We start from the raw sequence: 23776 nt of genomic DNA on the forward strand, positions 1-23776 counted from the left end.
ATGAAGGGCGCACCGCTGTGTATTGCAGCGGTGCTGCTGGCAGGCTGCGCCACCCGGGAGCGCGTGACCACGGTCGACACCCGCAGCGAGAACGTCGGCCACCAGCGCCTGCGGGCGGCGGATGGGGACGGTAGCGGGCAGATCCAGCCCTACACGCTGGCGGCCAGCGAGGGCTATCGGATGCCGCAGCTGCATACCGCACCCGACCCGGTGGTGGGCGGGAACGACCCACGCACCTCGCTGGCACCGACCACCATCTGCCTGCAGGTGGTGGTCGACGCGCAGGGGCGGGTTGAACGCAGCCAGCCGCTGACCGACCGCAGTGAATGCAGCGCCGGCCTGGCGGCGGAGAACGGGCCGCTGCTGCAGGCTGCGCAGGCCGCGGTCGCGCAGTGGCTGTACTCGTCCGCAGCGGTCTGCCACTTCGCACCGGGCAAGATGCCTGATGACCGTGGCTGCGAGGGCGCGGACCGCATCGAACCGGTGGCGGTCACCCTGCAGTACGCGTTCACCTTCGAGATCGTGAAGGGCCAGCACGTGGTACGCACGCAGGGCAGGTAACGGGTAGCGCCGGGCCACGCCCGGCGGTTCTCCACCGCTGTCGTCAGGCGCCGCCAACGATGTTGGCTTTCACCGCCGGCTGCATCAGCCTGGGTTCGGCCAGGGTCGCATCGCGTGCCTCGCGTACGCTGACGAATGCGGCTTCCTCTACGCCGTCGTGCACGTGGATGTTGTGCGCGCGCTGCTCGCCGATGGTGGTCCGGTTGGCGAACGCGCGGCCACCCGGGCCGTAGTCGTGGCAGACGAACACGCGGGTGGCATCGGGCAGGGCAAGCAGGCGCTGGATGGAGCGGTACAGCTGCGCGGCATCACCGCCCGGGAAATCGCAGCGGGCAGTGCCGCCATCGGGCATGAACAGGGAGTCGCCGGTAAACAGCGCATCGCCGATGAGGTAGGCGATGCTGTCGCTGGTGTGGCCGGGCACGGCGATGATGCGGCCCTGCAACTGGCCCAGCGCGAAGGTTTCGCCGTCGGTGAACAGATGGTCGAAGTGTGCGTCCTGCGCTGCCAGCTCCAGGCCGTAGCGCGGTGCGAAGGTGGCCTGCACCGCGCGGATGCCCTCGCCGATGGCCAGGGTCGCCTGCGGGAAGCGCTGCTTCAGCCGCCGCCCGGCCGACACGTGGTCGGCATGGGCGTGGGTTTCCAGCAGCCAGCGCAGGCGCAGGCCCTGCTGCTCGATGGCCTCCAGCAGCGGGCGCACCGGCGCGTCGCTGCTGGCGTCGGTGTCCGGGTCGTAATCCAGGACCGGGTCGATCAGCGCCGCTTCACCGCTGTCCGGGTCGAAGACCAGGTAGCTGAAGGTATTGCTGTCGCGGTGGAAGAAGGATTGGACCTGGGCCGACATCGGAACCTCCTCAGCGCGTGCCGAGCACGCGGTTCAGCAGCTGTGCCAGATTTTCGCCGGCCAGCCGCAGCTGTGCTTCGGCCACCGGGCGATAGCGTTCGGTGTATTCATCGCCGATCTTGCGCGTGGCCGGGTACACGCCCGGCTGCACCGAGATGCGGCAGCTGGCTTCGGCCCAACGCTGCGGGTCGCGCTGCGGGTTGGACTGGCGGGCCAGCTTCGGCGCCGGCAACGCGCGCAGCACCGGCAGGTAGCCGGCGTCATCCAGCTTGCGGGTGTTGAGCATGCCGCTGTCCCACAGCGAATGCAGGTTGGTACCGCGGTTGCCGAACTGCAGCTGGAAGTCGTTGCCGCCCTTGTCGTGGCCATAGCCGGCATGCATCGGCTGGTGCACGTCGCCGACCATGTGCACGACGAACTTCAGCGCCTGCAGGCGCTCGCCGTCGGTCAGGCTGTGGTCGCCGAGAATGGCGCTCTGCGCCTTCAGTGCTTCGACGATGCAGTTACCGTTTTTGCAATGCTTGGCCGGCTCGTACTGGCAGCCGTCCTCGGCGATGTTGACGTAGTGCCAGCCGGCGGAGCGACGGCCCAGGCCGGGGTCCTTGGCGCGCAGCTGGTCGGCCCACGGCGCGATGCTGGCCAGGGTGGCGCCGGGCTCGGTGGCCAGCAGGCGGTCGACCTCGGCACGCGCGGCCGGGTTGAGGCGGGTATCGGCCACTTCGGCCACCAGGCGATGGCCTTGCGCGCCCCAGGCATGGGCGGGGGCGGACAGGGTCAGCAGGGCCGGCGCGAGGGCGGCAGCGAGGATCAGGGAGTGCAGGGCTTTCATGCGCCCATTCTAGCGGGGCGAAGGTAACCGCGGGATTGACGCAATGTGTCCACAAAAAAGCCCCGGCACACACACCGGGGCAACATGCTGCGAGGGTTGTGGGTGTCCTGGAACTTGAATTAGAACTTGAAGACGTAGGAGACGCCGTAAGCCAGCGGGTCGATGTTGACCGTACCGATCTTCTCGCCGTCCAGCTTCACCTTGCTGTCGATGTCGATCCAGCGCAGGTCCACGCGCAGCGCGCCCTTCTCGCCGATGGCGAAGTCGATACCGGCATGCGCGGCCAGGCCCCACGAGTCTTCCAGCTTCAGCTTGCTGGCCGCCAGCGCGCCAGTGGTGTCCTCGCTGAAGAACGTCGTGTAGTTCAGGCCCGCGCCGACGAACGGCGAGACCTTGCCCTTGCTGTTGAAGTGGTACTGCAGGCTTACCACCGGCGGCAGGTGCTTGGTGCTGCCCACGCGGCCCAGGCCGTTGATGTTGATGTCGTGCTTGAACGGCAGCGCGGCCAGCACTTCGATGCCGAGGTTGTCGGCGATGAAGTATTCACCGGTGATGGTCGGCTTGATGTCACTGTCGACGTCCACCTTCAGGGTGCCACCGGCCAGCGAGCCGTTGTTCGACTTCGGGGCGACCTGGTGGACGCCGGCCGAGACGGTCCAGTCGCCCTTGGACTGGGCCATGGCCGGGGCGGCGGCCAGTGAGACGGCAGCGGCCAGGCCGGCCAGGATCAGGGGGGAGGTCTTGCGCATGGGGGTGTTCTCGTTGCGGGGTAGATGCGGCCAGTCTCGGCCTCACGCCGCGCTAACGCTTTGATCCGGATCAAATCCTGTCCCGCCGCCTGCCAGCCCGCGGCGCTGGCCGGCGGTGGCCAGTGGGGTGCTGCTAGACTTATGGGCCCTATCCATCCCGCCGCACCTGTCGCGGCTGCAGGAGCTTCTGAACATGGCAATCAAGGTTGGTATCAACGGTTTCGGTCGCATCGGACGCAACGTCCTGCGCTCGGCGGTGCTGAACTTCGGCGATGACATCGAAATCGTGGCCATCAACGATCTGCTGGAGCCGGACTACCTGGCGTACATGCTGAAGTACGACTCCGTGCATGGCCGCTTCAAGGCCGACGTGGCGGTGCAGGGCAACGACCTGCTGGTCAACGGCAAGAAGATCCGCCTGACCCAGGAACGCGACCCGGCCAACCTGAAGTGGGACGAAGTCGGCGCCGACGTGGTGCTGGAAGCCACCGGCCTGTTCCTGACCAAGGAAACCGCGCAGAAGCACATCGATGCGGGCGCGAAGAAGGTCATCCTGTCGGCTCCGTCGAAGGACGACACGCCGATGTTCGTGTTCGGCGTGAATGACAAGACCTACGCCGGCCAGGCGATCATCTCCAACGCGTCGTGCACCACCAACTGCCTGGCCCCGCTGGCCAAGGTCATCAACGACAAGTGGGGCATCAAGCGCGGCCTGATGACCACCGTGCACGCGGCCACGGCCACCCAGAAGACCGTCGATGGCCCGTCCAACAAGGACTGGCGCGGCGGCCGCGGCATCCTGGAGAACATCATTCCGTCGTCCACCGGTGCGGCCAAGGCCGTCGGCGTGGTCATCCCGGAACTGAACAAGAAGCTGACCGGCATGAGCTTCCGCGTCCCGACCTCGGACGTGTCGGTGGTCGACCTGACCGTCGAGCTGGAAAAGGAAGCCACCTACGCCGAGATCTGCGCCGAAGTGAAGGCACAGAGCGAAGGCGCGCTGAAGGGCATCCTGGGCTACACCGAAGACAAGGTGGTGGCCACCGATTTCGTCGGTGAAACCCACACCTCGGTGTTCGATGCCGACGCCGGCATCGCCCTCGACGGCACCTTCGTCAAGCTCGTGTCGTGGTACGACAACGAGTGGGGCTACTCGAACAAGTGCCTTGAAATGGCCAAGGTCGTCGCGGCCAAGTAAGGCCCGCGAAGATCCGCACACGAACCCCGGCTTGCCGGGGTTCATTGTTTATGGGTCCCGGCTTGCCGGGGTTCGTCGTTCATGGGCCCGGCTGACGTAGCATGGGCCACGGACCGCTGCCGCTGGGGCGCGGCTGCGTTGGGGTAGACGAAGAATGGAAGCACTGATCGTCCTGGTGGTGTTGGCCCTGCTGGCGATACCGCTGCTGCTGGTGGTGGCACTGGTGATGATTGCCGGCCTGCGCCGGCGCGTGGCCGCCCTGGAGAGCGTGGTGGCCGACGGCATCGCGGCCACCGCCGCGCCGCCGCGTGAGGCCGAGGCCGCCGTGGTGCCGCCACGGCCCGCCGCGCCCCGCGAACCGCCGCTGCTGCGCCCGGCTGCGGCCGCCCCGCCGCCGGTGGTATCGCAGGTACCTCCCGTTGCATCGCGTCCCGCGCCCGAACCACCTGCGCCCCCCGTGCCCCCTGTGCCACCGCCGGTATCGGCGCGGCCGCCGCTGCCGCCGCAGCCGGCGCAGCCCAACGTCGTCGAACGTGCCGTGGGCGCGGCCAAACGCTGGTTCACCGAGGGCAACGTGCCGGTGAAGATCGGCATGCTGGTGCTGCTGGCCGGCGTCGCCGCGCTGCTGAAGTACGTCAGCGACCAGGGCTGGCTGGTGCTGCCCATCGAGCTGCGCCTTGCCGCCATCACCGTCGGCGCGCTGTGCCTGCTGGGCTTCGGCTGGCACCAGCGTGAACGTCGTCGGTTGTTTGCGCTGGCCCTGCAGGGCGGTGCCATCGGCGTGCTGCTGCTGACCATCTTCGCTGCGTTCAAGCGCTTCGAACTCATCAACCCCGGCTTCGCCTTCGCCAGCTCGATCCTGCTGGTGGCGGGCCTGTGCGTGCTGGCCGTGGTGCAGAACTCGCGCACGCTGGCAGTGCTGGGCACCCTTGCCGGCTTCATGGCGCCGCTGTGGCTGTCCACCGGCAGTGGCAACCACGTCGGGCTGTTCAGTTACTACGCGGTGCTCAATGCGGGCATCTTCGCCATCGCCTGGTTCCGCCCGTGGCGCGCGCTCAACCTGCTGGGTTTTGCTTTCACTTTCGGCATCGGCACCTTCTGGGGCGTGCTGCAGTACCGCGCCGACAAGTTCGGCAGTACCGAACCCTTCCTGCTGCTGTTCTTCGCGTTCTACCTGCTGATTCCGCTGCTGTACGCACGCCGCCAGCCGGCCGAGCGCCGCGATCTGGTTGATGGCAGCCTGGTGTTCGGCACGCCGCTGATCGCGTTCTCGCTGCAGGCCGGCATGCTGCACGAGCAGCCGATGACGCTGGCGCTGTGCGCGCTGGGCCTGGCGGCGGTCTATGCGTTGCTGGCACGCGCGCTGATCCATCGCGCGTCGTACAGCGTGCTGGCGCAGTCGCACGCGGTGCTGGCGGTGGGTTTTGCCACGCTCGCGGTGCCGCTGGCGCTGTCGGCGCGCGCCACCGGCGCGGTGTTCGCGCTGGAAGGTGCCGGCCTGGCGTGGCTGGGGCTGCGGCAGAAGCGCTGGCTGCCGCAGGTGGCTGCCGCGCTGCTGCAGCTCGGCGCTGCGTTCGCCTTCGTGGCGGGCGCCGACCACTGGCACGGCGACACCCGGTTCCTGCTCAACGCCACCGCCGTCGGCGCGCTGCTGCTGGCCGTGGCCGGCTTTGCCAGTGCCTGGAGCTACCAGCGCCGCGCGCGGCATGACGTGGCCCTGGTCTATTACCTGTGGGGCCTGCTGTGGTGGCTGGGCGGCTTCGTCCATGAAATCGTCCGCTTCATCGAGCACGCAGCAAAGGCCGATGCCCTGCTGGTGCTGGCGGCGGTGACCGCTTGGCTGGCCGCCGAGGTGCATCGTCGGCAGCCGGCGCGTGCGCTGGGCATGACCGCGCTGCTGATGCTGGCGACGGGCTTCCCGCTGGCGCTGTTGCAGGGCGATGCGCACCAGCAGCCGTTTGCCGGCTACGGCGGGCTGGCCTGGGCGGTGTTTGCGGTGCTGGGCGTGCGCACGCTGTTGTGCCTGCGGCAGAGCGGCGACGGCGTGGGCCGCATCGCCCAGTTCCTGTGGTGGCTGCTGTGGCCTTCGCTGCTGTCCCTGCTTGCGCTGTGGGGCGATGATGCCGCGCAGCTGGCGCAGGGCTGGACGGCGCTGCTGGTGACCCTGCCGTGGCTGCTGCTGGCGGCCGTGTCGCTGTGGCGCTGGACGTGGTTGCGCTGGCCGCTGGGCGATGCCTTCGACGCGGCACGCACCACCCTGCAGACCGTGGTGTTTGGTGTGCTGGCCTGTGCCTGGTGGATCGGCATCAGCCTGGCCGGTGATGCCGATCCGCTGCCGTGGCTGCCGGTGCTCAACCCGGCTGAACTTGCGCAGTGGCTGAGCCTGCTGCTGGCCGCGCGCTGGCTGTTCGGCAGCCAGGCCCCGGCCTCGTTGCAGCGCCTGCGCGTGCCGGTGCTGGCGCTGGCCGGTTTCATCGCCCTCACCAGCACCGTGCTGCACGGTGTCCACCACTGGGGCGGCGCGCCCTGGAGCCCGTCGATGGCACGCGGGAGCCTGGCCCAGACCAGCCTGACGGTGCTGTGGAGCGTGCTAGGCGTTATCGCCTGGGTCTGGGGCTCGCGCCGTGGCCAGCGCGTCCTGTGGATGGTGGGTGCCGTGTTGATGGCCGTGGTGCTGGCCAAGCTGGTGCTGATCGACCGCCAGCACCTGGGCAACCTGCTGGGTATCGCATCGTTCATCGCCTACGGCCTGCTGTGCACGGTCGTGGGCTATCTGGCGCCGGCGCCCCCGGGCACCGCGCCGACCGTGGAGAACACGCAATGAAGACATGGCGCAGTGCATTGCTGCCGATCCTGCTGGCCGTGGCGGGTACGGCATCCGCGCAGGCCAACGATTACCGCAGGCACTACGCCGAGCAATGGCCGTTGAGCCTGTCCAGCGCGCAGTCCGGCGCCTACCGCGTGGTGCTGGAGCCGGCCATCTACCGCCGCGCTGGCCGTGCCGACCTGGGCGACCTGCAGGTGTTCAACGCCGCCGGGCAGGCGTTGCCGTCGGCGCTGCTGGCCCCCGACCAGCCGCTGGCACAGCCGCCGGTGCAGCGCGAGCTGCCGTGGTTCGCGCTGCCGCCGCTGGCCGAAGCGCAGCGCAACGACCTGCAGTTGCTGACCGAGCGCGATACCGATGGCCGCGTTCGCCGGGTCGAGGCGCGGGTGGGAAGTGGTGCCGTGGCGAACGGGCAGGGCGGCTGGCTGATCGACGGCAGCGTGCTGGGCCAGCAGCCGGTCGCGGCGCTGGTGCTGGACTGGGTCGACAGCGGCCAACCCCTGCAGGCACAGGTGCAGGTCGACGCCAGCGACGACCTGCAGCACTGGCGCGCGGTGTCGCGCGATGTGCCGCTGGTGGATCTGCAGCGCGCCGGCAAGCGCCTGCTGCAGCGCCGCCTGCAGGTGGATGGCAATGCGCGTTACCTGCGCGTGCTGCCGCAGGGCGAAGCGCGCCTGCCGACCCTGCGCAGCGTGCTGGCCGAACTGCCGCCCGCCCCGGCGACGGTGCCATGGGAGTGGCTGTCATTGCAGCCGACCGCCGCCGGCAAGGGTGAATACACCTTCGAGCTGGACGGGCGATTCCCGGTCAGCAAGGCCGACGTGGCCAGCACCGACAACAGCCTGGTGCAGTGGACGCTGTACAGCCGCGATGATGCCAACGCGGAATGGCAGCGGCGCAGCGCGCCGTGGATCGCCTACCAGGTGCAGCAGGGCGCACCGGGCCAGCGCCAGCAGTCGGCGGCACAGTCACTGGCCGGGCCCTGGCGTGACCGTTACTGGAAGCTGGTGGCCAGCCCGGTGGAAACGGCCACGGCGCCGACCCTGCGCCTGGGCTACCAGCCGGAAGTGATGGTGTTTCTGAGCCAGGGCGCGGCGCCGTATGCGCTGGCCGTGGGCAGCGCCACCGCACGCCGCGCCGAAGCCCCGATCGCGGTGCTGATCGAGGAACTGCGCCAGCGCAACGACCCCGCGTGGCAGCCGACGCTGGCGCGCCTGGAAGGCGCCCCGGAGACGCTGGCCGGCGCGGCGGCGTTGGAGCCGCAGCGCGACTGGAAGGCATGGTTGTTGTGGGCGCTGCTTGGCTTGGGCGTTCTGGTGGTGGGTGGCCTGGCGGTCAGCCTGCTGCGGCAGAAGCCTGCGCCTTCGGCGTAGGTTCCCGCGAACGGCACAGCCCCTCGTGGGTGGTCGCAAAACGCGATTCATGCGCTTGGCCGGGCGGGTGGGCTGGGCAGGGGACGCCGCAAGTACGTCCCTGTAGGCTTGGCCGCGGCATCCATGCCGCGGACACCCCTGCCCAGCCCACCCGCCCGGCCTCTGACAGTTTCTGTGTGCGTCCACCCACGGAAAGAAAAAAGAAGAGCAAAAGCGGGTCGCGCGCTGCGCGCACTCGCTGCGGGGTCAGATCCGTTTTCCGCAGGAAAACGGATCTGACCCCGTTCTTTCTCCATCCGACATCAGAAACCGCTTCTGCTCTTGCCTTCCGTTCCGTCACCGGGAACCTGTCGAGGCCAGGGCGGTGTGGGTGGGCGGGACCGCAGGCGCCATGGATGGCGCCTACGAGCCCCCATGGATGGGTTCACGGCGTGTCCCGCCCACCCACACCGCCCTGGCCCCACACAGACAACCCAGAGCCGACCATGCGGGCTGTTGCTGTTGCCGTACGCCTCTGCCTGCCGCAGGCATCGCCACCCGATACAATGCCCGTCTGCCGTACACCGGCATCCCGTCCCCGAGCCAAAGAGTTGCCCATGTCCATCGTCCGCATGACCGACCTCGACCTCTCCGGCAAGCGCGTGCTGATCCGCCAGGATCTGAACGTGCCGATCGAGAATGGCCGCATCACTTCCGAACAGCGCATCACCGCTTCGCTGCCGACGCTCAAGCGCGCGCTGGAGCAGGGTGCCGCCGTGATGGTCACCTCGCACCTGGGCCGCCCGAAGGAAGGCGTGTGGACCGAAGCCGACTCGCTGGCACCGGTCGCCGCGCGCCTGTCGGAACTGCTGGGCCGCGAGGTTCCGCTGGTGCGTGACTGGGTCGACGGCGTCGACGTGCAGCCGGGCCAGCTGGTGCTGCTGGAAAACTGCCGCATGAACGTCGGCGAGGGCAAGGATGACGAGGCCCTGTCCAAGCAGTACGCCGCGCTCTGCGACGTGTTCGTGATGGATGCCTTCGGTACCGCGCACCGTGCCCAGGCCTCCACCCACGGCGTCATCCGCTTCGCCCCGGTGGCCGCCGGTGGCCCGCTGCTGATGGCCGAGCTGGACGCCCTGGCCAAGGCGCTGGATGCCCCGGCCAAACCGCTGCTGGCCATCGTCGCCGGCAGCAAGGTCAGCACCAAGCTGGAACTGCTGGCCAACCTGGTCGGCAAGGTCGACCAGCTGATCGTCGGTGGTGGCATCGCCAATACCTTCATCGCCGCCGCAGGCTACAAGGTGGGCAAGTCGCTGTACGAACCGGACCTGCTGGATACCGCGAAGAAGATCGTGGCCGACGCGCAGGCGCGCGGCGCCGCCATTCCGCTGCCGGTGGACGTGGTCACCGCCAAGCAGTTCCTGCCCGATGCGGCTGCCGAAGTGAAGGCCGTAGACGCCGTGGCCGACGATGACCTGATCCTCGACATCGGCCCGCAGACCGCCGCGCAGTACGCGCAGCTGATCGAGAAGGCCGGCACCGTGGTCTGGAACGGCCCGGTGGGCGTGTTCGAATTCGAAGCCTTCAGCAAGGGCACCGAGGCGCTGGCGCGTGCCATCGCCAGCTCCAGCGCGTTCTCCATCGCCGGCGGTGGCGACACCCTGGCGGCCGTCGACAAGTTCGATATCGCCGGTGATGTCAGCTACATCTCCACCGGTGGTGGTGCGTTCCTGGAGTTCCTGGAAGGCAAGACCCTGCCGGCCGTGGCTGCGCTGGCCGCCCGCGGCGCATGAGCGTCGCGCTGCAGGCCGGCGGGGAAGCGCGTGCAACGCTCTTCTTCGACATGGACGGCACGCTGATCGATTCGGAAGTGGGCATCACCACCTGCATCGCCTATGCGCTGCAGAAAATGGGCCACCCGGTGCCGCCGCAGGAAACCCTGCAGGGCTGGATCGGGCCGTCGCTGCGCACCACCTTCACCCCGCTGTTCGGCGACGACGTGCGGGTGGAGGAGGCGGTGGCCTACTACCGCGAGCGTTTCGACGTGGAGGGCTGGCGTGAGCACGCCCTCTACCCGGACATCGAGGCGACCGTTCGTGCGCTGCGTGACCGTGGCCACCGCCTGGCGGTGGTCACCGCCAAGAACGAGCCGCACGCGCGCCGCATCGTCGAGCACCTGCCATTCGGCGGCCTGTTCGATGATGTGATCGGTTCAACCCCGGATGGCTCGCGCAGCAGCAAGGCGCAGCTGGTGGGCGAGGCGCTGCAGCGCCTGCAGCTGCAGCCGGCGCAGTGCTGGATGATCGGCGACCGCCGCATGGATATCGAAGGCGCGCGCCACCACGGCCTGCGCAACGTGGGCGTGCTGTGGGGCTTCGGTGGCGAAGCCGAGCTGATCGAGGCCGGTGCCGACCACCTGGTACGCGAGCCGGCGCAGCTGCTGGCCCTGCTGGCCTGACCAATACCGGGGTCAATACCGGGGTCGGATCCCTTTCCCGCGGAAAGGGCTCTGACCCCGTTGCTGCCCTGCCCGGCGGGCGCTGCACACCCGCCGGCCAGCGTATGTCCGGAACATGTCCGTTCGATGTCCCGCAGAGTCAGGCGCCCCAAGGCTGTAACCGTATACATGGGGCGTGAAGGATGTGCTAATTTCCCACCTTTAACGGGAGAGGCCCATTCACCATGTTCGAGCGTCAGCGTCGCACCAAGATCCTAGCCACCCTCGGTCCGGCGACCGACCCGCCGGGCGTGCTGGAGGATCTGTTCCGCGCCGGCGTGAACGTGGTGCGCCTCAACTTCAGCCACGGTGACCCGTCCGGCCAGGCCAAGCGTGCCGCCGATGTCCGCGCGGCGTCCGCCCGTGTCGGCGTGGAAGTGGGCATCCTGGCCGACCTGCCGGGCCCGAAGATCCGCATCGAGCGCTTTGCCGAAGGCAAGGTGTACCTGAAGGCCGGTGACCGCTTCGACCTGATCGCCAGCGACAACGCCGGCCCGGGCGATGCCAGCCAGGTGGGCGTGAGCTACCTCGGCCTGCCGCAGGACGTGGGCCCGGGCGACGTGCTGCTGCTCGACGATGGTCTGATGCAGCTGCAGGTAGTTGAAGTGCAGGGCGACCGCATCATCAACACCGTGCTCAACGATGGCGCGCTGTCCGACCGCAAGGGCCTGAACAAGCAGGGCGGTGGCCTGTCGCTGGGCGCGCTGACCGAGCGCGACAAGGAACTGATCGGCATCGTCGCCAAGATCGGCGTCGACTTCATCGCCGTGTCCTTCTGCCGCAACGCGCAGGACATGAACGATGCGCGCCAGATCGCCGAATCGCACGGCTGCTACGCCGCGCTGGTGTCCAAGATAGAGCGCACCGAAGCCATCGAGAACCTGGAAGAAATCGTCGAAGCCAGTGACGTGGTGATGGTGGCCCGTGGCGACCTCGGCGTGGAAATCGGCGATGCCGAGCTGCCGGGCCTGCAGAAGAAGATCATCAAGGCCTCGCTGGCGCAGAACAAGGTGGTGATCACCGCCACGCAGATGCTGCAGTCGATGGTGGAAAGCCCGATCCCGACGCGCGCCGAAGTGCTTGACGTGGCCAACTCGGTCATCGATGGCACCGATGCAGTGATGCTGTCGGCCGAAACCGCCGCCGGTGCCTACCCGGTGAAGGCGGTCGAAGCAATGGCGCGCATCTGCCTGGGCGCCGAGCGCCAGTTCCAGACCGAAACCGACTTCAACGCCTCGCCGCGCAACCTGGAACGTGCCGACCAGGCCATCGCCATGGCCACCATGTTCCTGTCGCAGCACGTGGGCGTGCGTGCCATCGTGGCGATGACCGAATCCGGTGGTACCGCCCGTTACCTGTCGCGCTTCCGCGCCAAGGCACCGGTGTTCGCGGTGACCCGCCATGACGGCGCCCGCCGCCAGATGGCACTGATGCGCGATGTGTACCCGATCAACTTCGACAGCCGCGGCCTGACCCCGCGCGAAGCGGCACGCGGCAGCATCCGCCTGCTGGTGGAGTCGGACCTGCTGCAGGCCGGTGACCGCGTCGTGTTCACCAGCGGCGAGCACATGGAAACCCTGGGTGCCACCAACACCCTGCGCCTGCTGGAAGTGGGCGAAGACGGCCGCGCCAGCGGCCTGGGCGATCTGTAAGCCCTGACGTTATCGGGTCGGCGCTGCCGATCCGGGGTCAGAGCCCCTGCGGGGATCTGACCCCACGCCGACCTGGGGTCGGATCCCCGCAGGGGCTCCGACCCCATGCCGCAGGACACCGTTTGTCCTGCGCAGACATGGAAGCGTTTCCATCCTGTCCTCCACGGCGAGGCAACGGGCAGCGGGGCTATACTTACGTTTTTCCCGCACCCGCCACAGGAAATACATGAGCATCGAACAGCTGGCTGAAACCGCCCAGGCCATGGTCGCCCCGGGCAAGGGCATCATCGCGATCGACGAATCCACCGCTACCATCGCCAAGCGTTTCGCAGGCGTCGGTATCGAGAACACCGAGGAGAACCGTCGTGCCTACCGCGAGCTGCTGCTGACCACGCCGAAGCTCAACGAGCACATTTCCGGCGCCATCCTGTACGACGAAACCATCCGCCAGTCGACCAAGGACGGCGTGCCGTTCGCCAAGTACATGGCCGACCACGGCATGATTCCGGGCATCAAGGTGGACAAGGGTGCACACCCGCTGGCCGGCTGCCCGGGCGAGCTGGTCACCGAAGGCCTCGACGGCCTGCGCGAGCGCCTGCAGGAGTACTACAAGCTGGGTGCGCGCTTCGCCAAGTGGCGTGCGGTCATCAACATCGGCGAGAACACCCCGTCGGGCACCTGCATCGAGTCCAACGCCCACGCGCTGGCCCGTTATGCCGCCCTGTGCCAGGAATGCGGCCTGGTGCCAATGGTCGAGCCGGAAGTGATCATGGACGGCGACCACGACATCGAGACCTGCTACGAAGTCACCGAAGCCACCCTCCGTTCGCTGTTCGACGCGCTGTACCAGCAGAACGTGCTGCTGGAAGGCACCATCCTGAAGGCCTCGATGGTCATCTCCGGCAAGGGCTGCGATGAGCAGGCCGACGCCGAGGAAGTGGCCGAGTCGACCGTGATGTGCCTGAAGAGCACCGTGCCGGCGATCCTGCCGGGCGTGGTGTTCCTGTCCGGTGGCCAGAGCGACGAGCAGTCGACCGAACACCTGAACGCGATGAACCAGCTGGGCAACCTGCCGTGGCCGCTGAGCTTCTCCTACGGCCGCGCCATGCAGCAGGCCGCGCTGAAGCTGTGGGCCAAGGACATGAAGGGCAACTACGCCGCTGCCCAGAAGACCGTGTACGAGCGTGCCAAGGACAACGGCCTGGCCGCGCTGGGCAAGTGGAACGGCTGAGCCGTCCCATCCCCTGCATGACGTGACACAGCAGCGCCGGCATCATGCCGGCGTCTGCTTTTGCGGGTATCGTTGCTGCTCCCTTGCGCAGGGCCTGTGCGCCAGGGATGTCCGCGAAAGGCCAGGGAGAGGTTCAATGCGTACCACCGCAATCGCGCTGGCCATCGCCACGGTGCTGTCCGTGGCAGGCTGCGACCGCTTCGGCGCGCCCGCGCCGTCGGGCCGGGTGCCGGTCCTGCAGTTCGACAAGCCCGTGTCCGGCGAGATCACCTCGCGCAATGGCACGAACTTCAACGATGGCAGCCATCACCAGCTGTACCAGATCACCCTGCAGGACAAGCAGCGCGTCGGCATTACGCTGACCGGTACGCTGAGCGGCGCGATGACCGTCTTCCACGATGGCAAGGTGGTGGCCCGCAGCCGCGCCACCGATGAGGGCAGCAGTGTCGCGGTCGCCTTCCGGGCCGACGGCGGCGGCAGTTACCAGGTGGCCGTGAATGCCTCCGGGCCGGACACCTACGGTCCGTTCCGGCTGCGCGCTGAGCAACTCAAGCCTTACGACGGCAAGCCGATCATCAACTCCGGGCATATCGCCGACCTGCTGCTGGAGACGTCGCAGACGTACACCCTGCAGGTGGATGACGCCGGCCTCTACACCATCGATCTGCGCTCGGACGTGTTCGACACGCTGCTGGCGCTGGAGGGCGAGGGCCAGGATGCCGAGAACGACGATGGCGGCGAAGGCAGCGATTCGCGCATCAGCCTGCTGCTGCAGCCGGGCCGCTACACGCTCAACGTCAGTGCCCTGGATGAAGAGGACAGCGGTGCGTTCACGCTGGACGTCCAGCGCAGCAAGGTGCCTGCCACGATCGTCGACCAGGACGGCACCCCGCTTCCAGCGTCGGGCAGCGTATTCACCGTGCTGGATGCCGACGGACGCCGGCGCTTCCTGCTGAGCCTGGACGCACCGGCGCGGGTGCAGGTGGATGCGCTGTCCAGCCAGGTCGATACCGTGCTGCGCGTGGTCGGCGGTGACATCGACATCGAAGACGATGATGGCGGCAGTGGCACGGACGCGCGCCTGCAGGAAACCCTGCCGGCCGGCCACTACACGGTGGATGTATCCAGCATCGGCGGCGATTCCGGCCTGGTGGAGCTGCGCATCCAGCGGTAGATCCACGCCATGCGTGGATGGCCTTTCATCCACCTGCGCTGCTGCACCTCAATGCGCGGCAACGTACCCGGCATCACCCACCGGCGGCAGCGGCAGGATGCGTTCGGCCTCCACCGCCTGGCCCGCCGCGGCCAGTGCCTGCTGGTAGGCCTTGGCCGTGGCCGTGTTGAACGCCACCAGCACGATACGCATCGGCTGCGCGTGGCTGCGCTGCCATGCCAGCGTTTCGGTCACTGCCACCTGCGCGGCCTGGTACAGCGGGTAGCCATAGACGCCGCAGCTGATGGCCGGGAACGCAATCGAGTGCACGCCCAGCGATTCGGCCAGCTGCAGTGATTTCCAGTAACAGTTGGCCAGCAACGCCGGTTCATCGCGCTGGCCGTCATGCCAGACCGGGCCGACGGTGTGCAGCACATGCCGTGCGGGCAGTGCATAGGCGTCGGTGGCACGCACTTCGCCGGTCGGGCAACGCACGCCCGGGCGCAGTTCCGGCAGGCGCTCGCATTCGACCAGCAGCTCCGGCCCGGCCGCACGGTGGATCGCACCGTCCACACCGCCCCCGCCGAGCAGGGTTTCGTTGGCCGCGTTGACGATCGCATCCACCGCCAGGGTCGTGATGTCGCCCTGCCACACTTCGATCTTCATGCGTCCGTCTCCTGCCTGTTGTTGTTGCGCGCCGTGCCCGCGCTGGCTGCACCCACCGTAGTGGAGAGGGCATCCATGCTGCGTCATGACCGTCTCACGCGCTGCGATTACGGCCTTCAGGCACGATGGGGGCAATCACCTTCACGCAGGCTGAAGCAGAAAGGGGTCAGATCCTTTCCCGCATGGGAAAGGCTCTGACCCCTGTCGCTGATCCACGCGGGTGGGGTCAGAGCGCTTTCCCTGCGGGAAAGGGATCCGACCCCGTGCGGCTTACGGCAGGCCGGCCAGCCAGTCGTCGTCGGAGCCTTCGTTCACCTCGGCAAACAGCGGCGTGGAGAAGTAGCGTTCACCGGTGTCCGGCAGCATCGCCAGGATCACCGAACCCGGCTCGGCGCGGGCAGCCACGTCCAGTGCGCTGGCCACCGTGGCACCGGCGGAGATGCCGACGAAGATGCCTTCTTCGGCTGCCAGGCGGCGGGCGGTGGCGATGGCGCGGTCGTCCTCGACCGTCAGCAGCTCATCCACTACGTCGCGGTTGAGCACGTCCGGCACGAAGTCCGGGGTCCAGCCCTGGATCTTGTGCGGCTTCCAGTCGTCGCCCTTCAACAGCGCAGCGCCGGCCGGTTCGGTGGCCACGATGCGGGTCTGCGGGCGGGCGACCTTCAGTACTTCGCCCACGCCGGTGAGGGTGCCGCCGGTGCCCCAGCCGCTGACGAAGTAGTCCAGGCGCTTGCCAGCGAAGTCGCGCACGATCTCCGCCGCCGTGGTGTTGCGGTGGTAGGCCGGGTTGGCCGGGTTGGCGAACTGGCTGGCCAGGAACCAGCCGTGCTGCTCGGCCAGTTCGGCGGCCTTGCGCACCATGCCGCTGCCGCGCTCGGCGGCCGGGGTCAGGATCACCTTGGCGCCATAGGCACGCATCAGCTTGCGTCGCTCCACCGAGAATGTCTCGACCATGGTGGCCACGAACTTGTAGCCGCGCGCGGCGGCCACCATGGCCAAGGCCACGCCGGTGTTGCCCGAGGTGGCTTCCACGATGGTGTCGCCCGGCTTGAGCAGCCCGCGTGCCTCGGCGTCGAGGATGATGGCCAGCGCCAGGCGGTCCTTCACCGAGCCGCCGGGGTTGAACGATTCGACCTTGGCGTACAGGGTCACGCCCTGCGGAGCCAGGCGCTGCAGTTTGACGATGGGGGTGTTGCCGACGGTGTCGAGGATGGAGTCGTACAGGGCCATGGAAGCGCTCCGGAAGCGGGCCGCGCCGTGGGCCGGCGGGCGGAAGGGGGGAGGCTGGCCGTTCAGGCCAGCGGCTGCCGGCTGACCGTAGCGCCGGCATATGACGCCCGGAAATGACCAGATACCTTTCTTAAACAACCTTTGGTTATAAGCTGGTGAGGGTATTAGACCCTAGAGTGGACCTCCGCCCCCCTGCGCCCCCGCCTGCCATGACGCTTACCCAGCTGCGCTACCTGGTCGCCATCGCCGACGCCGAGATGAACATCACGCTCGCGGCCACGCGTGTGCACGCCACCCAGCCCGGCCTGTCCAAGCAGCTCAAGCAGCTGGAGGACGAGCTGGGCTTCCTGTTGTTCGTGCGCAAGGGGCGCAGCCTGGAATCGGTGACCCCGGCCGGTACCGAAGTCATCTCCCGCGCCCGCGCGGTGCTGGCCGAGGCCAACAACATCCGCACCTACGCCGCCAACCAGCGGCGCGAGAGCCAGGGCCAGCTGATCCTGACCACCACCCACACCCAGGCGCGCTTCGTGCTGCCGCCGGCGGTGGCGGCGATCAAGCAGGCCTACCCGCAGGTCAGCGTGCACCTGCAGCAGGCCGGTGAAGCCGACGCGCTTGACCGCTTGAACCAGGGCGATGCCGACATCGCGATCATCAGCACGGCCGGCGGCGAACCGACCGATGGCATCGCGGTGCCGCTGTTCCGCTGGCGGCGGCTGGTGGTGGTGCCCAAGGGCCACCCGCTCGACCGCGCCGGCCGCGCCCCGGACCTGGCCGCGCTGGCCCGCCAGCCGCTGATCAGTTACGAATCCTCCACCCGTCCCAGTTCCTCGCTGCAGCGCGCCTTCGCGGCCAACGGCCTGGTACCGGACCTGGCATTGACCGCGCTGGATGCCGACCTGATCAAGACCTATGTGCGCACGGGCCTGGGCGTGGGGCTGCTGGCCGAGATGGCGGTCAGTTCCAACGATGAAGACCTGCGCTCGTGGCCGGCCCCGGAGCCGATCACCGAGTGCATTGCGTGGGCGGTGCTGCCGCGCGACCGTGTACTGCGTGATTACGCACTGGAGCTGGTGCACGTGCTGGCGCCGCAGATTGATCCGCGCGACCTGCGGCGGGTGCTGGATGGCAACCAGGCGGCCGCATGGCCGGTGCCGCCGACATGGGAGTCGCTGACCCAGACCATCACGGTCTGAGGGGGGCGGTTTCGGCAGGGCTTGCAGCCCTGCACCTGCTGCAATCAACGGCCAAAGCCAAAGCGGGATATCCGTGGGATGGCGGGGCGGTGTGGGTGGGCAGGACACGCCGTAAACCCATCCATGGGGGCTCGATGGCGCCATCCATGGCGCCAACGGTCCTGCCCACCCACACCGCCCCACCTTCGACAAGTTCACGCGGCTGTTGGTAGGTGTCGACCGTTGGTCGACACATCTGTCAGATATCGAATGAAATTCATCCACGCATGGCGTGGCTCTACTGGGCATGCGCGGCTGTTGGTAGGTGTCGACCTTGGTCGACACATCTGTCAGATATCGATAGCCGACCCCGTGCCGACCAACGGTCGGCACCCACCACCATCAGCAGCAGGTTCCAACAGTTCGCAGGAATCTGTCGAAGGCGGGGTGGGTCCGGTTGAGGGGGCGTGAGCCGCATGGATGCGGCGACCGAGCTTACATGGACGTACTTGCAGCGTCCCCCTCAACCGGACCCACCCCGCCATCCCACGGATAGCCCGCTTCTGCTGTTGCTTCGGCTCTGGCTTCTGCAGGTGCAGGGCTGCAAGCCCTGCAAAAAAAACAGGGCCGGACCCCGCCAGGGCCGACCCCCGCCTGGCGCCCTCTGCCAAGCAGCCTCGACTGTACGATGACAACGCACGACAAAGTGCGGCTGGATACATCCCGACATACGCCGACACTGCCCCGGCGAGCCTTGCATGGAACGGGTTCACGGCGCCACCGCAGGGCCTGTTCCACGCCAGTAAACGCTTGGCACATATCGCTTTCGCAGCCCCTTGCCTACACTCGGCGGCCGTGCATCAACCAGGACCTTTCATGTTGGCTCGTATCACTTCGACCCTGGCCCTTGGCCTCAGCCTGGCCGTCCTGGCCGGGTGCGCAGGCAAACAGGAGGCCGCCGCGCGTCGGCAGGGCGAAGCGGTGCCGGTCACCGCCCAGGTCGTGCAGCCCTCGCAGTGGAACGACACGCTGCAGGCGCTGGGGACGGCCAAGGCGCGTGAATCCATCAGCGTAACCGCCAAGGTCAGCGAGATCGTCGACCGCGTGCACTTCGAAAGCGGCCAGCAGGTCGCTGCCGGTGCGCCCATCGTGACCCTGCGCGGGCAGGCCCAGGAGGCGGCGCTGGTGCAGGCGCAGGCGACCTTCCATGAAGCCGACCAGCTCTACAAGCGCCAGCGCGAACTGGCGACCCAGCGCCTGGTCTCCAGCGCCACCCTCGATACCCAGAAGTCGATCCGCGACGCCGCCGAAGCACGCGTGGCGCAGATGCAGGCGGACATCGGCGACCGCCGCGTGCGCGCCCCGTTCGCCGGCGTGCTCGGCATCCGCCAGGTCAGCCCGGGCACGCTGCTGACCCCGACCACCGTCATCGCCACCCTGGATGACATCGAACGCATGCACGTCGATTTCCAGGTGCCGGAAGTGGAAATGGCCGCGCTGTCCAACGGCGACAAGGTGAGTGCGACCAGCGTCGCCTGGCCGGGCCGTACCTTCGAAGGCGAAGTGACCACCATCGATGCGCGCGTCGATCCGGCCACCCGCGCGGTGACCGTGCGCGCCGACTTCGCCAACGCCGATCATGCGCTGCGTCCGGGCATGCTGCTGGACGTGCGCCTGTTCCGCCCCGAGCGCCCGGCGCTGGTGGTACCGGAAATCGCCGTGGTGCAGGTCGGCCGCGATACCTTCATGTACCGCATCAAGGCCGACGACACCGTCGAGCGCATTGACGTGACCACCGGTGCGCGTCGTGCCGGCGTGGTCGAGATCCGCCAGGGCCTGCAGGGCGGCGAGCGCATCGTCGTCGATGGCACCGGCAAGCTGCGCGCCGGCCTGAAGGTGGCGGCGACCGACGCCGCGCCGGCCAGCGGCACCGCACCGGCCAAGACGCCGGCAGCGGCACCGGCCGAGGGCAACGGCGGATGAAGCTGTCGGATATTTCCATCCAGCGGCCGGTGTTTGCCGTGGTGATGAGCCTGCTGCTGGTGGTGCTGGGCATCATGTCCTTCACCCGCCTGACCCTGCGCGAGCTGCCGGCCATCGATCCGCCCATCGTCTCGGTGTCGGTGGATTACACCGGTGCTTCGGCGGCGGTCATCGAAAGCCGCGTGACCCAGGTGCTGGAAGATGCGCTGGCCGGCATCGAAGGCATCGATACGATCAACGCGCGCAGCAGCAATGGCCGCTCGCAGGTCAGCATCGAATTCACCTCCAACCGCGATATCGAAGCGGCCGCCAACGATGTGCGCGATGCGGTCAGTCGCGTGGCCGACCGCATGCCCGAAGAGGCGCGCCCGCCGGAAATCGCCAAGGTCGAGAGTGATGCCGATCCGATCATCTGGTTCAACATGTCCTCCACCACGATGGACACGCTTGAACTGAGCGACTACGCCGACCGCTACGTGGTCGACCGCTTCTCCAGCCTCGATGGCGTGGCCCAGGTCCGCATCGGCGGCCGCCAGCGCTATGCCATGCGCATCTGGCTGGACCGCGACCAGCTGGCCGCCCGCGGCCTGACCACCGGCGATGTGGAAACCGCGCTGCGCAACGAGAACGTGGAGCTGCCGGCCGGCCGCATCGAGTCGACCGACCGCGACTTCACCCTGCGCGTCGAGCGCAACTACGTGAAGCCCGAGGATTTCGCCACCATCCCGCTGGGCAAGGGCAGCGATGGTTACGTGGTGCGCATGGGCGATGTTGCCAAGATCGAACTGGCCTCGGCCGAACGCCGCGCGTACTTCCGCAGCAACGGTGAACCCGGCGTCGGCCTGGGCATCGTCAAGACCTCCACGGCCAACTCGCTGGACGTGGCCCGCGCCGCGCGCGCGGAAGCTGAGAAAGTTGCCGCGACGCTGCCCGAGGGCACGCAGATCGTGGTCACCTTCGACAACACCACCTTCATCGAAGCGGCCGTCGATCGTGTCTACGCGACCCTGATCGAAGCGATGCTGCTGGTGCTGGCGGTCATCTGGCTGTTCCTGGGCAGCTTCCGCGCCGCGCTGATTCCAGCGGTGACCGTGCCGGTGTGCCTGGTCGCGGCCTTCATCGCGTTGTACGCCTTCGGCTTCTCGATCAACCTGCTGACCCTGCTGGCGCTGGTGCTGTGCATCGGCCTCGTGGTGGACGATGCGATCGTGGTGGTGGAGAACGTGCAGCGCCGCATCGACCTCGGCGAGCCGCCGCTGGTCGCCTCCAAGCGGGGCACCACCCAGGTGGCCTTCGCGGTCATCGCCACCACCGCCGTGCTGGTGGCGGTGTTCCTGCCGGTCGGCTTCCTGGAAGGCAATACCGGCCGCCTGTTCCGCGAGCTGGCGGTGGCGCTGGCCGCCGCGGTGGCCCTGTCGGCATTCGTCGCGCTGACGCTGACGCCGATGATGGCCTCCAAGCTGCTCAAGCCGCACAGCGGGCACGCGCCGCGCGGCCTGTATGGCGTCATCAACCGCAACCTGGAGCGCCTGGCGTCGGGTTACGGCCGCGTGCTCGACCACCACGTCGACCGCCTGTGGATCTACCTGGTGGTGATGGCGCTGGCACTGGCCGCCAGCTGGGGCCTGCTGAAGATCCTGCCGTCCGAGCTGGCCCCGGCCGAAGACCGTGGCTCCTTCCAGATCATGATCGACGGCCCGGAAGGCGCCGGCTATGACTACACCGTGCAGCAGGTGCAGCAGGTCGAAGCACTGCTGGCGCCGCACGTGGGCGCCGACAAGACCATCGCCCGCGCCAACCCGCGCGTGCCCGGCGGCTTCGGTGCCAGCGAGGAAATGCACACCGGCCGCGTCAGCGTGTTCCTGCAGCCGTGGCGCCAGCGCACCGAGAACACCGTGGACGTGGCCAACGACCTGCAGAAGGAGCTGGACACCCTGCGTGGCGTGCGCGTGCGTACCCAGGTCGGTGGTGGCCTGGTGCGCAGTGGCGGCCAGCCGTTCCAGATCGTGCTGGGTGGCCCGGAATATGCCGAGATCGCGCAGTGGCGTGACCGCATCCTGCTGCGCATGGCCGACAACCCGGGCCTGGTCGGCCCCGATTCGGACTACAAGGAAACCCGTCCGCAGATGCGGGTGAACATCGACCGCCAGCGTGCGGCCGACCTCGGCGTCCCGGTCACCGCGATCGGTTCGGCACTGGAAACCATGATGGGCTCGCGCCGCGTCACCACCTTCGTCGACAACGGCGAGGAGTACGACGTGCTGGTGCAGGCCGGTCGCGATGGCCGTGCCAGCCCGGCCGACCTCGCCGCCATCCGCGTGCGTGCCAACTCCGGCGAACTGGTACCGCTGTCCAACCTGGTCACCCTCAGCGAAGTGGCCGAGGCCGGCACCCTGAACCGCTTCAACCGCCTGCGCTCGATCACCATCAGCGCCGGCCTGGCCCCCGGCTACCCGCTGGGCGAGGCCATCGCCTGGGCACAGCAGGCCACCCGCGAGGAGCTGCCGCAGTACGCGCAGATCAACTGGAAGGGCGAGTCGCGCGAATACCAGAGCGCCGGTGGCGCCGTGCTGCTGACCTTCGCCATGGCCCTGCTGGTGGTGTACCTGGTGCTGGCCGCGCAGTTCGAGAGCTTCATCCACCCGCTCACGATCATGCTGACCGTGCCGCTGGGCGTGCTCGGCGCGCTGGTCGGGCTATGGGTCAGTGGCGGTACGGTGAACCTGTTCAGCCAGATCGGCATCGTGATGCTGGTGGGCCTGGCGGCGAAGAACGGCATCCTGATCGTCGAGTTCGCTAACCAGCTGCGCGATGACGGGCGTACCGTGCGCGCGGCCATCATCGAATCGGCGGTGGTGCGCCTGCGCCCGATCCTGATGACCTCGATCGCCACCGTGGTCGGCGCCATCCCGCTGGTGGTGGCTGGCGGCCCGGGTTCGGCCAGCCGTGGCACCATCGGCATCGTGATCATCTTCGGCGTCACCCTGTCCACGTTCCTGTCGCTGTTCGTGGTGCCGGCGTTCTACGCGCGCCTGGCCCCGTATACGCGTTCGCCCGAAGCGGTGAAGCGCGAACTGGAGAAGCAGGAAGCCGAGTCGCCTTCGGTGGGCGGTCATGCCTGACCGGCGCGCCAGTGGGGTCGGATCCCTTTCCCAAGGGGAAAGGGCTCTGACCCCAAGCCTGCAGGGCGAAGGTTTCACCCTGCGCCCCTGGCACCCCAACGACCTCGAATCGCTGCTGCGCCATGCCGACGATCCGGAGGTCTCGCGCGGCCTGCGCGACCGCTTCCCGAGCCCCTACACGCGTGCGGACGGCGAGGCCTTCCTGGCCGGCCGCGTGCTTGGCCCCGGCACCCTCAACCTGGCCATCGAGATCGACGGCCAGGCCTGCGGCAGCGTTGGCGCCCAACCCGGCGCGGCCGAGCGCGGGCATACCGCTGAACTGGGGTACTGGCTGGGCCGGGCGTTGTGGGGGCAGGGCGTGATGACCCGGGTGGTGGGCCTGTTCGCGCCGTGGGTGATGGACGAGCTGCGCCTGTTCAGGCTGCAGGCCGAGGTGTTGGATTTCAACGAGGGCTCGGCCCGCGTGCTGCTGGCAAATGGCTTTGCCGAAGAGGGCACGGCCCGCTGCGCCGTCTACAAGCGCGGCGTCCTGCACGACCTGCGGCGCTTCGCCCGGGTACGCACGCAGCTGCCCTGACCGGCTGGGGTCAGATCCCTTTTCGCCAGAAAAGGGCTCTGACCCCCGACCCGCCAAACGAGGGAGTCGGGGTCAGATCCCTTGCGCAGGGCGCAAGGGATCCGACCCCATCCATCCGGCGCTATCGCAGCGACCT

The 23776-nt window shown here is 68.3% G+C and carries 18 protein-coding genes; 13 read left to right on the forward strand and 5 right to left on the reverse strand.

Annotated features, from left to right (window positions below; all coding sequences use genetic code 11):
* The gene (locus tag C1926_RS20350) at positions 1-561 is read left to right on the forward strand and encodes a hypothetical protein (RefSeq protein WP_108760458.1); all 561 of its coding nucleotides are present in this window, start codon (positions 1-3) and stop codon (positions 559-561) included.
* A 43-nt stretch (positions 562-604) separates the two neighbouring features.
* On the opposite strand, the gene C1926_RS20355 is transcribed toward C1926_RS20350, so the two are convergent.
* The 3 genes from C1926_RS20355 to C1926_RS20365 all read right to left on the reverse strand — a co-directional run bounded on the left by C1926_RS20355 (position 605) and on the right by C1926_RS20365 (position 2983).
* Positions 605-1405, reverse strand: coding sequence for an MBL fold metallo-hydrolase (locus C1926_RS20355; RefSeq protein ID WP_108760459.1), 801 nt, complete (start codon positions 1403-1405; stop codon positions 605-607).
* 10 nt (positions 1406-1415) lie between these two features.
* Positions 1416-2234, reverse strand: a complete 819-nt coding sequence (locus C1926_RS20360; protein ID WP_108760460.1) for a S1/P1 nuclease — start codon at positions 2232-2234, stop codon at positions 1416-1418.
* A gap of 119 nt (positions 2235-2353) precedes the next feature.
* Positions 2354-2983, reverse strand: coding sequence for an OmpW family outer membrane protein (locus C1926_RS20365; RefSeq protein WP_079223005.1), 630 nt, complete (start codon positions 2981-2983; stop codon positions 2354-2356).
* Between the two features lie 193 nt (positions 2984-3176).
* On the opposite strand from C1926_RS20365, the gene gap reads away from it, so the two are divergent.
* From gap to C1926_RS20405, 8 genes are all read left to right on the forward strand, one after another.
* Complete coding sequence (gene gap, locus C1926_RS20370; RefSeq protein WP_079222994.1) at positions 3177-4181, forward strand: type I glyceraldehyde-3-phosphate dehydrogenase; 1005 nt, start codon at positions 3177-3179, stop codon at positions 4179-4181.
* A 154-nt stretch (positions 4182-4335) separates the two neighbouring features.
* The gene (locus C1926_RS20375; RefSeq protein WP_108760461.1) at positions 4336-7005 is read left to right on the forward strand and encodes a DUF2339 domain-containing protein; all 2670 of its coding nucleotides are present in this window, start codon (positions 4336-4338) and stop codon (positions 7003-7005) included.
* Entirely contained in the window at positions 7002-8378 is a 1377-nt protein-coding gene (locus C1926_RS20380; RefSeq protein WP_108760462.1) for a DUF3999 domain-containing protein, read from the forward strand. The genes C1926_RS20375 and C1926_RS20380 overlap by 4 nt, the downstream gene beginning before the upstream one ends.
* A 596-nt stretch (positions 8379-8974) precedes the next feature.
* A complete protein-coding gene (locus C1926_RS20385; RefSeq protein WP_108760463.1) occupies positions 8975-10150 on the forward strand; it encodes a phosphoglycerate kinase in 1176 nt (391 codons plus the stop codon).
* The gene (locus C1926_RS20390; protein ID WP_108760464.1) at positions 10147-10815 is read left to right on the forward strand and encodes an HAD hydrolase-like protein; all 669 of its coding nucleotides are present in this window, start codon (positions 10147-10149) and stop codon (positions 10813-10815) included. Before C1926_RS20385 ends, C1926_RS20390 begins: the two co-directional genes overlap by 4 nt.
* 224 nt (positions 10816-11039) lie before the next feature.
* Entirely contained in the window at positions 11040-12506 is a 1467-nt protein-coding gene (gene pyk / locus C1926_RS20395; protein WP_079222985.1) for a pyruvate kinase, read from the forward strand.
* 226 nt (positions 12507-12732) lie between these two features.
* Positions 12733-13737, forward strand: a complete 1005-nt coding sequence (locus C1926_RS20400) for a class I fructose-bisphosphate aldolase (RefSeq protein ID WP_079222984.1) — start codon at positions 12733-12735, stop codon at positions 13735-13737.
* A 136-nt stretch (positions 13738-13873) separates the two neighbouring features.
* Positions 13874-14911: an ABC transporter substrate-binding protein gene (locus C1926_RS20405; RefSeq protein ID WP_108760465.1), complete on the forward strand. Its 1038-nt coding sequence runs from the start codon at positions 13874-13876 to the stop codon at positions 14909-14911.
* Between the two features lie 48 nt (positions 14912-14959).
* Here C1926_RS20405 and C1926_RS20410 read toward each other — a convergent pair whose 3' ends face one another.
* Positions 14960-15556, reverse strand: a complete 597-nt coding sequence (locus tag C1926_RS20410; protein WP_108760466.1) for an O-acetyl-ADP-ribose deacetylase — start codon at positions 15554-15556, stop codon at positions 14960-14962.
* 270 nt (positions 15557-15826) lie between these two features.
* A complete protein-coding gene (gene cysK / locus C1926_RS20415; RefSeq protein ID WP_079222981.1) occupies positions 15827-16786 on the reverse strand; it encodes a cysteine synthase A in 960 nt (319 codons plus the stop codon).
* 209 nt (positions 16787-16995) lie between these two features.
* On the opposite strand from cysK, the gene C1926_RS20420 reads away from it, so the two are divergent.
* From C1926_RS20420 to C1926_RS20435, 4 genes are all read left to right on the forward strand, one after another.
* Entirely contained in the window at positions 16996-17979 is a 984-nt protein-coding gene (locus C1926_RS20420; RefSeq protein WP_079222980.1) for a LysR family transcriptional regulator, read from the forward strand.
* Positions 17980-18834: 855 nt separating this feature from the next.
* On the forward strand, positions 18835-19941 hold the full coding sequence (locus C1926_RS20425; protein WP_108760467.1) for an efflux RND transporter periplasmic adaptor subunit: 1107 nt from the start codon (positions 18835-18837) through the stop codon (positions 19939-19941).
* Complete coding sequence (locus C1926_RS20430) at positions 19938-23063, forward strand: efflux RND transporter permease subunit (RefSeq protein ID WP_108760468.1); 3126 nt, start codon at positions 19938-19940, stop codon at positions 23061-23063. The genes C1926_RS20425 and C1926_RS20430 overlap by 4 nt, the downstream gene beginning before the upstream one ends.
* Positions 23056-23640 (forward strand): GNAT family protein, encoded by a 585-nt coding sequence (locus C1926_RS20435; RefSeq protein WP_108760469.1) that lies wholly within the window; start codon positions 23056-23058, stop codon positions 23638-23640. Before C1926_RS20430 ends, C1926_RS20435 begins: the two co-directional genes overlap by 8 nt.
* The last annotated feature ends 136 nt before the right edge of the window (positions 23641-23776 follow it).

It is taken from the genome of Stenotrophomonas sp. ZAC14A_NAIMI4_1 (assembly GCF_003086915.1).
GTDB lineage: Bacteria > Pseudomonadota > Gammaproteobacteria > Xanthomonadales > Xanthomonadaceae > Stenotrophomonas.

Bases quoted from the DNA above. Each gene is read 5' to 3' on its own strand.
- C1926_RS20350 (WP_108760458.1), top strand. From the start codon at position 1: ATGAAGGGCGCACCGCTGTGTATTGCAGCGGTGCTGCTGGCAGGCTGC.
- C1926_RS20355 (WP_108760459.1), bottom strand. From the start codon at position 1,405: ATGTCGGCCCAGGTCCAATCCTTCTTCCACCGCGACAGCAATACCTTC.
- C1926_RS20360 (WP_108760460.1), bottom strand. From the start codon at position 2,234: ATGAAAGCCCTGCACTCCCTGATCCTCGCTGCCGCCCTCGCGCCGGCC.
- C1926_RS20365 (WP_079223005.1), bottom strand. From the start codon at position 2,983: ATGCGCAAGACCTCCCCCCTGATCCTGGCCGGCCTGGCCGCTGCCGTC.
- gap (WP_079222994.1), top strand. From the start codon at position 3,177: ATGGCAATCAAGGTTGGTATCAACGGTTTCGGTCGCATCGGACGCAAC.
- C1926_RS20375 (WP_108760461.1), top strand. From the start codon at position 4,336: ATGGAAGCACTGATCGTCCTGGTGGTGTTGGCCCTGCTGGCGATACCG.
- C1926_RS20380 (WP_108760462.1), top strand. From the start codon at position 7,002: ATGAAGACATGGCGCAGTGCATTGCTGCCGATCCTGCTGGCCGTGGCG.
- C1926_RS20385 (WP_108760463.1), top strand. From the start codon at position 8,975: ATGTCCATCGTCCGCATGACCGACCTCGACCTCTCCGGCAAGCGCGTG.
- C1926_RS20390 (WP_108760464.1), top strand. From the start codon at position 10,147: ATGAGCGTCGCGCTGCAGGCCGGCGGGGAAGCGCGTGCAACGCTCTTC.
- pyk (WP_079222985.1), top strand. From the start codon at position 11,040: ATGTTCGAGCGTCAGCGTCGCACCAAGATCCTAGCCACCCTCGGTCCG.
- C1926_RS20400 (WP_079222984.1), top strand. From the start codon at position 12,733: ATGAGCATCGAACAGCTGGCTGAAACCGCCCAGGCCATGGTCGCCCCG.
- C1926_RS20405 (WP_108760465.1), top strand. From the start codon at position 13,874: ATGCGTACCACCGCAATCGCGCTGGCCATCGCCACGGTGCTGTCCGTG.
- C1926_RS20410 (WP_108760466.1), bottom strand. From the start codon at position 15,556: ATGAAGATCGAAGTGTGGCAGGGCGACATCACGACCCTGGCGGTGGAT.
- cysK (WP_079222981.1), bottom strand. From the start codon at position 16,786: ATGGCCCTGTACGACTCCATCCTCGACACCGTCGGCAACACCCCCATC.
- C1926_RS20420 (WP_079222980.1), top strand. From the start codon at position 16,996: ATGACGCTTACCCAGCTGCGCTACCTGGTCGCCATCGCCGACGCCGAG.
- C1926_RS20425 (WP_108760467.1), top strand. From the start codon at position 18,835: ATGTTGGCTCGTATCACTTCGACCCTGGCCCTTGGCCTCAGCCTGGCC.
- C1926_RS20430 (WP_108760468.1), top strand. From the start codon at position 19,938: ATGAAGCTGTCGGATATTTCCATCCAGCGGCCGGTGTTTGCCGTGGTG.
- C1926_RS20435 (WP_108760469.1), top strand. From the start codon at position 23,056: ATGCCTGACCGGCGCGCCAGTGGGGTCGGATCCCTTTCCCAAGGGGAA.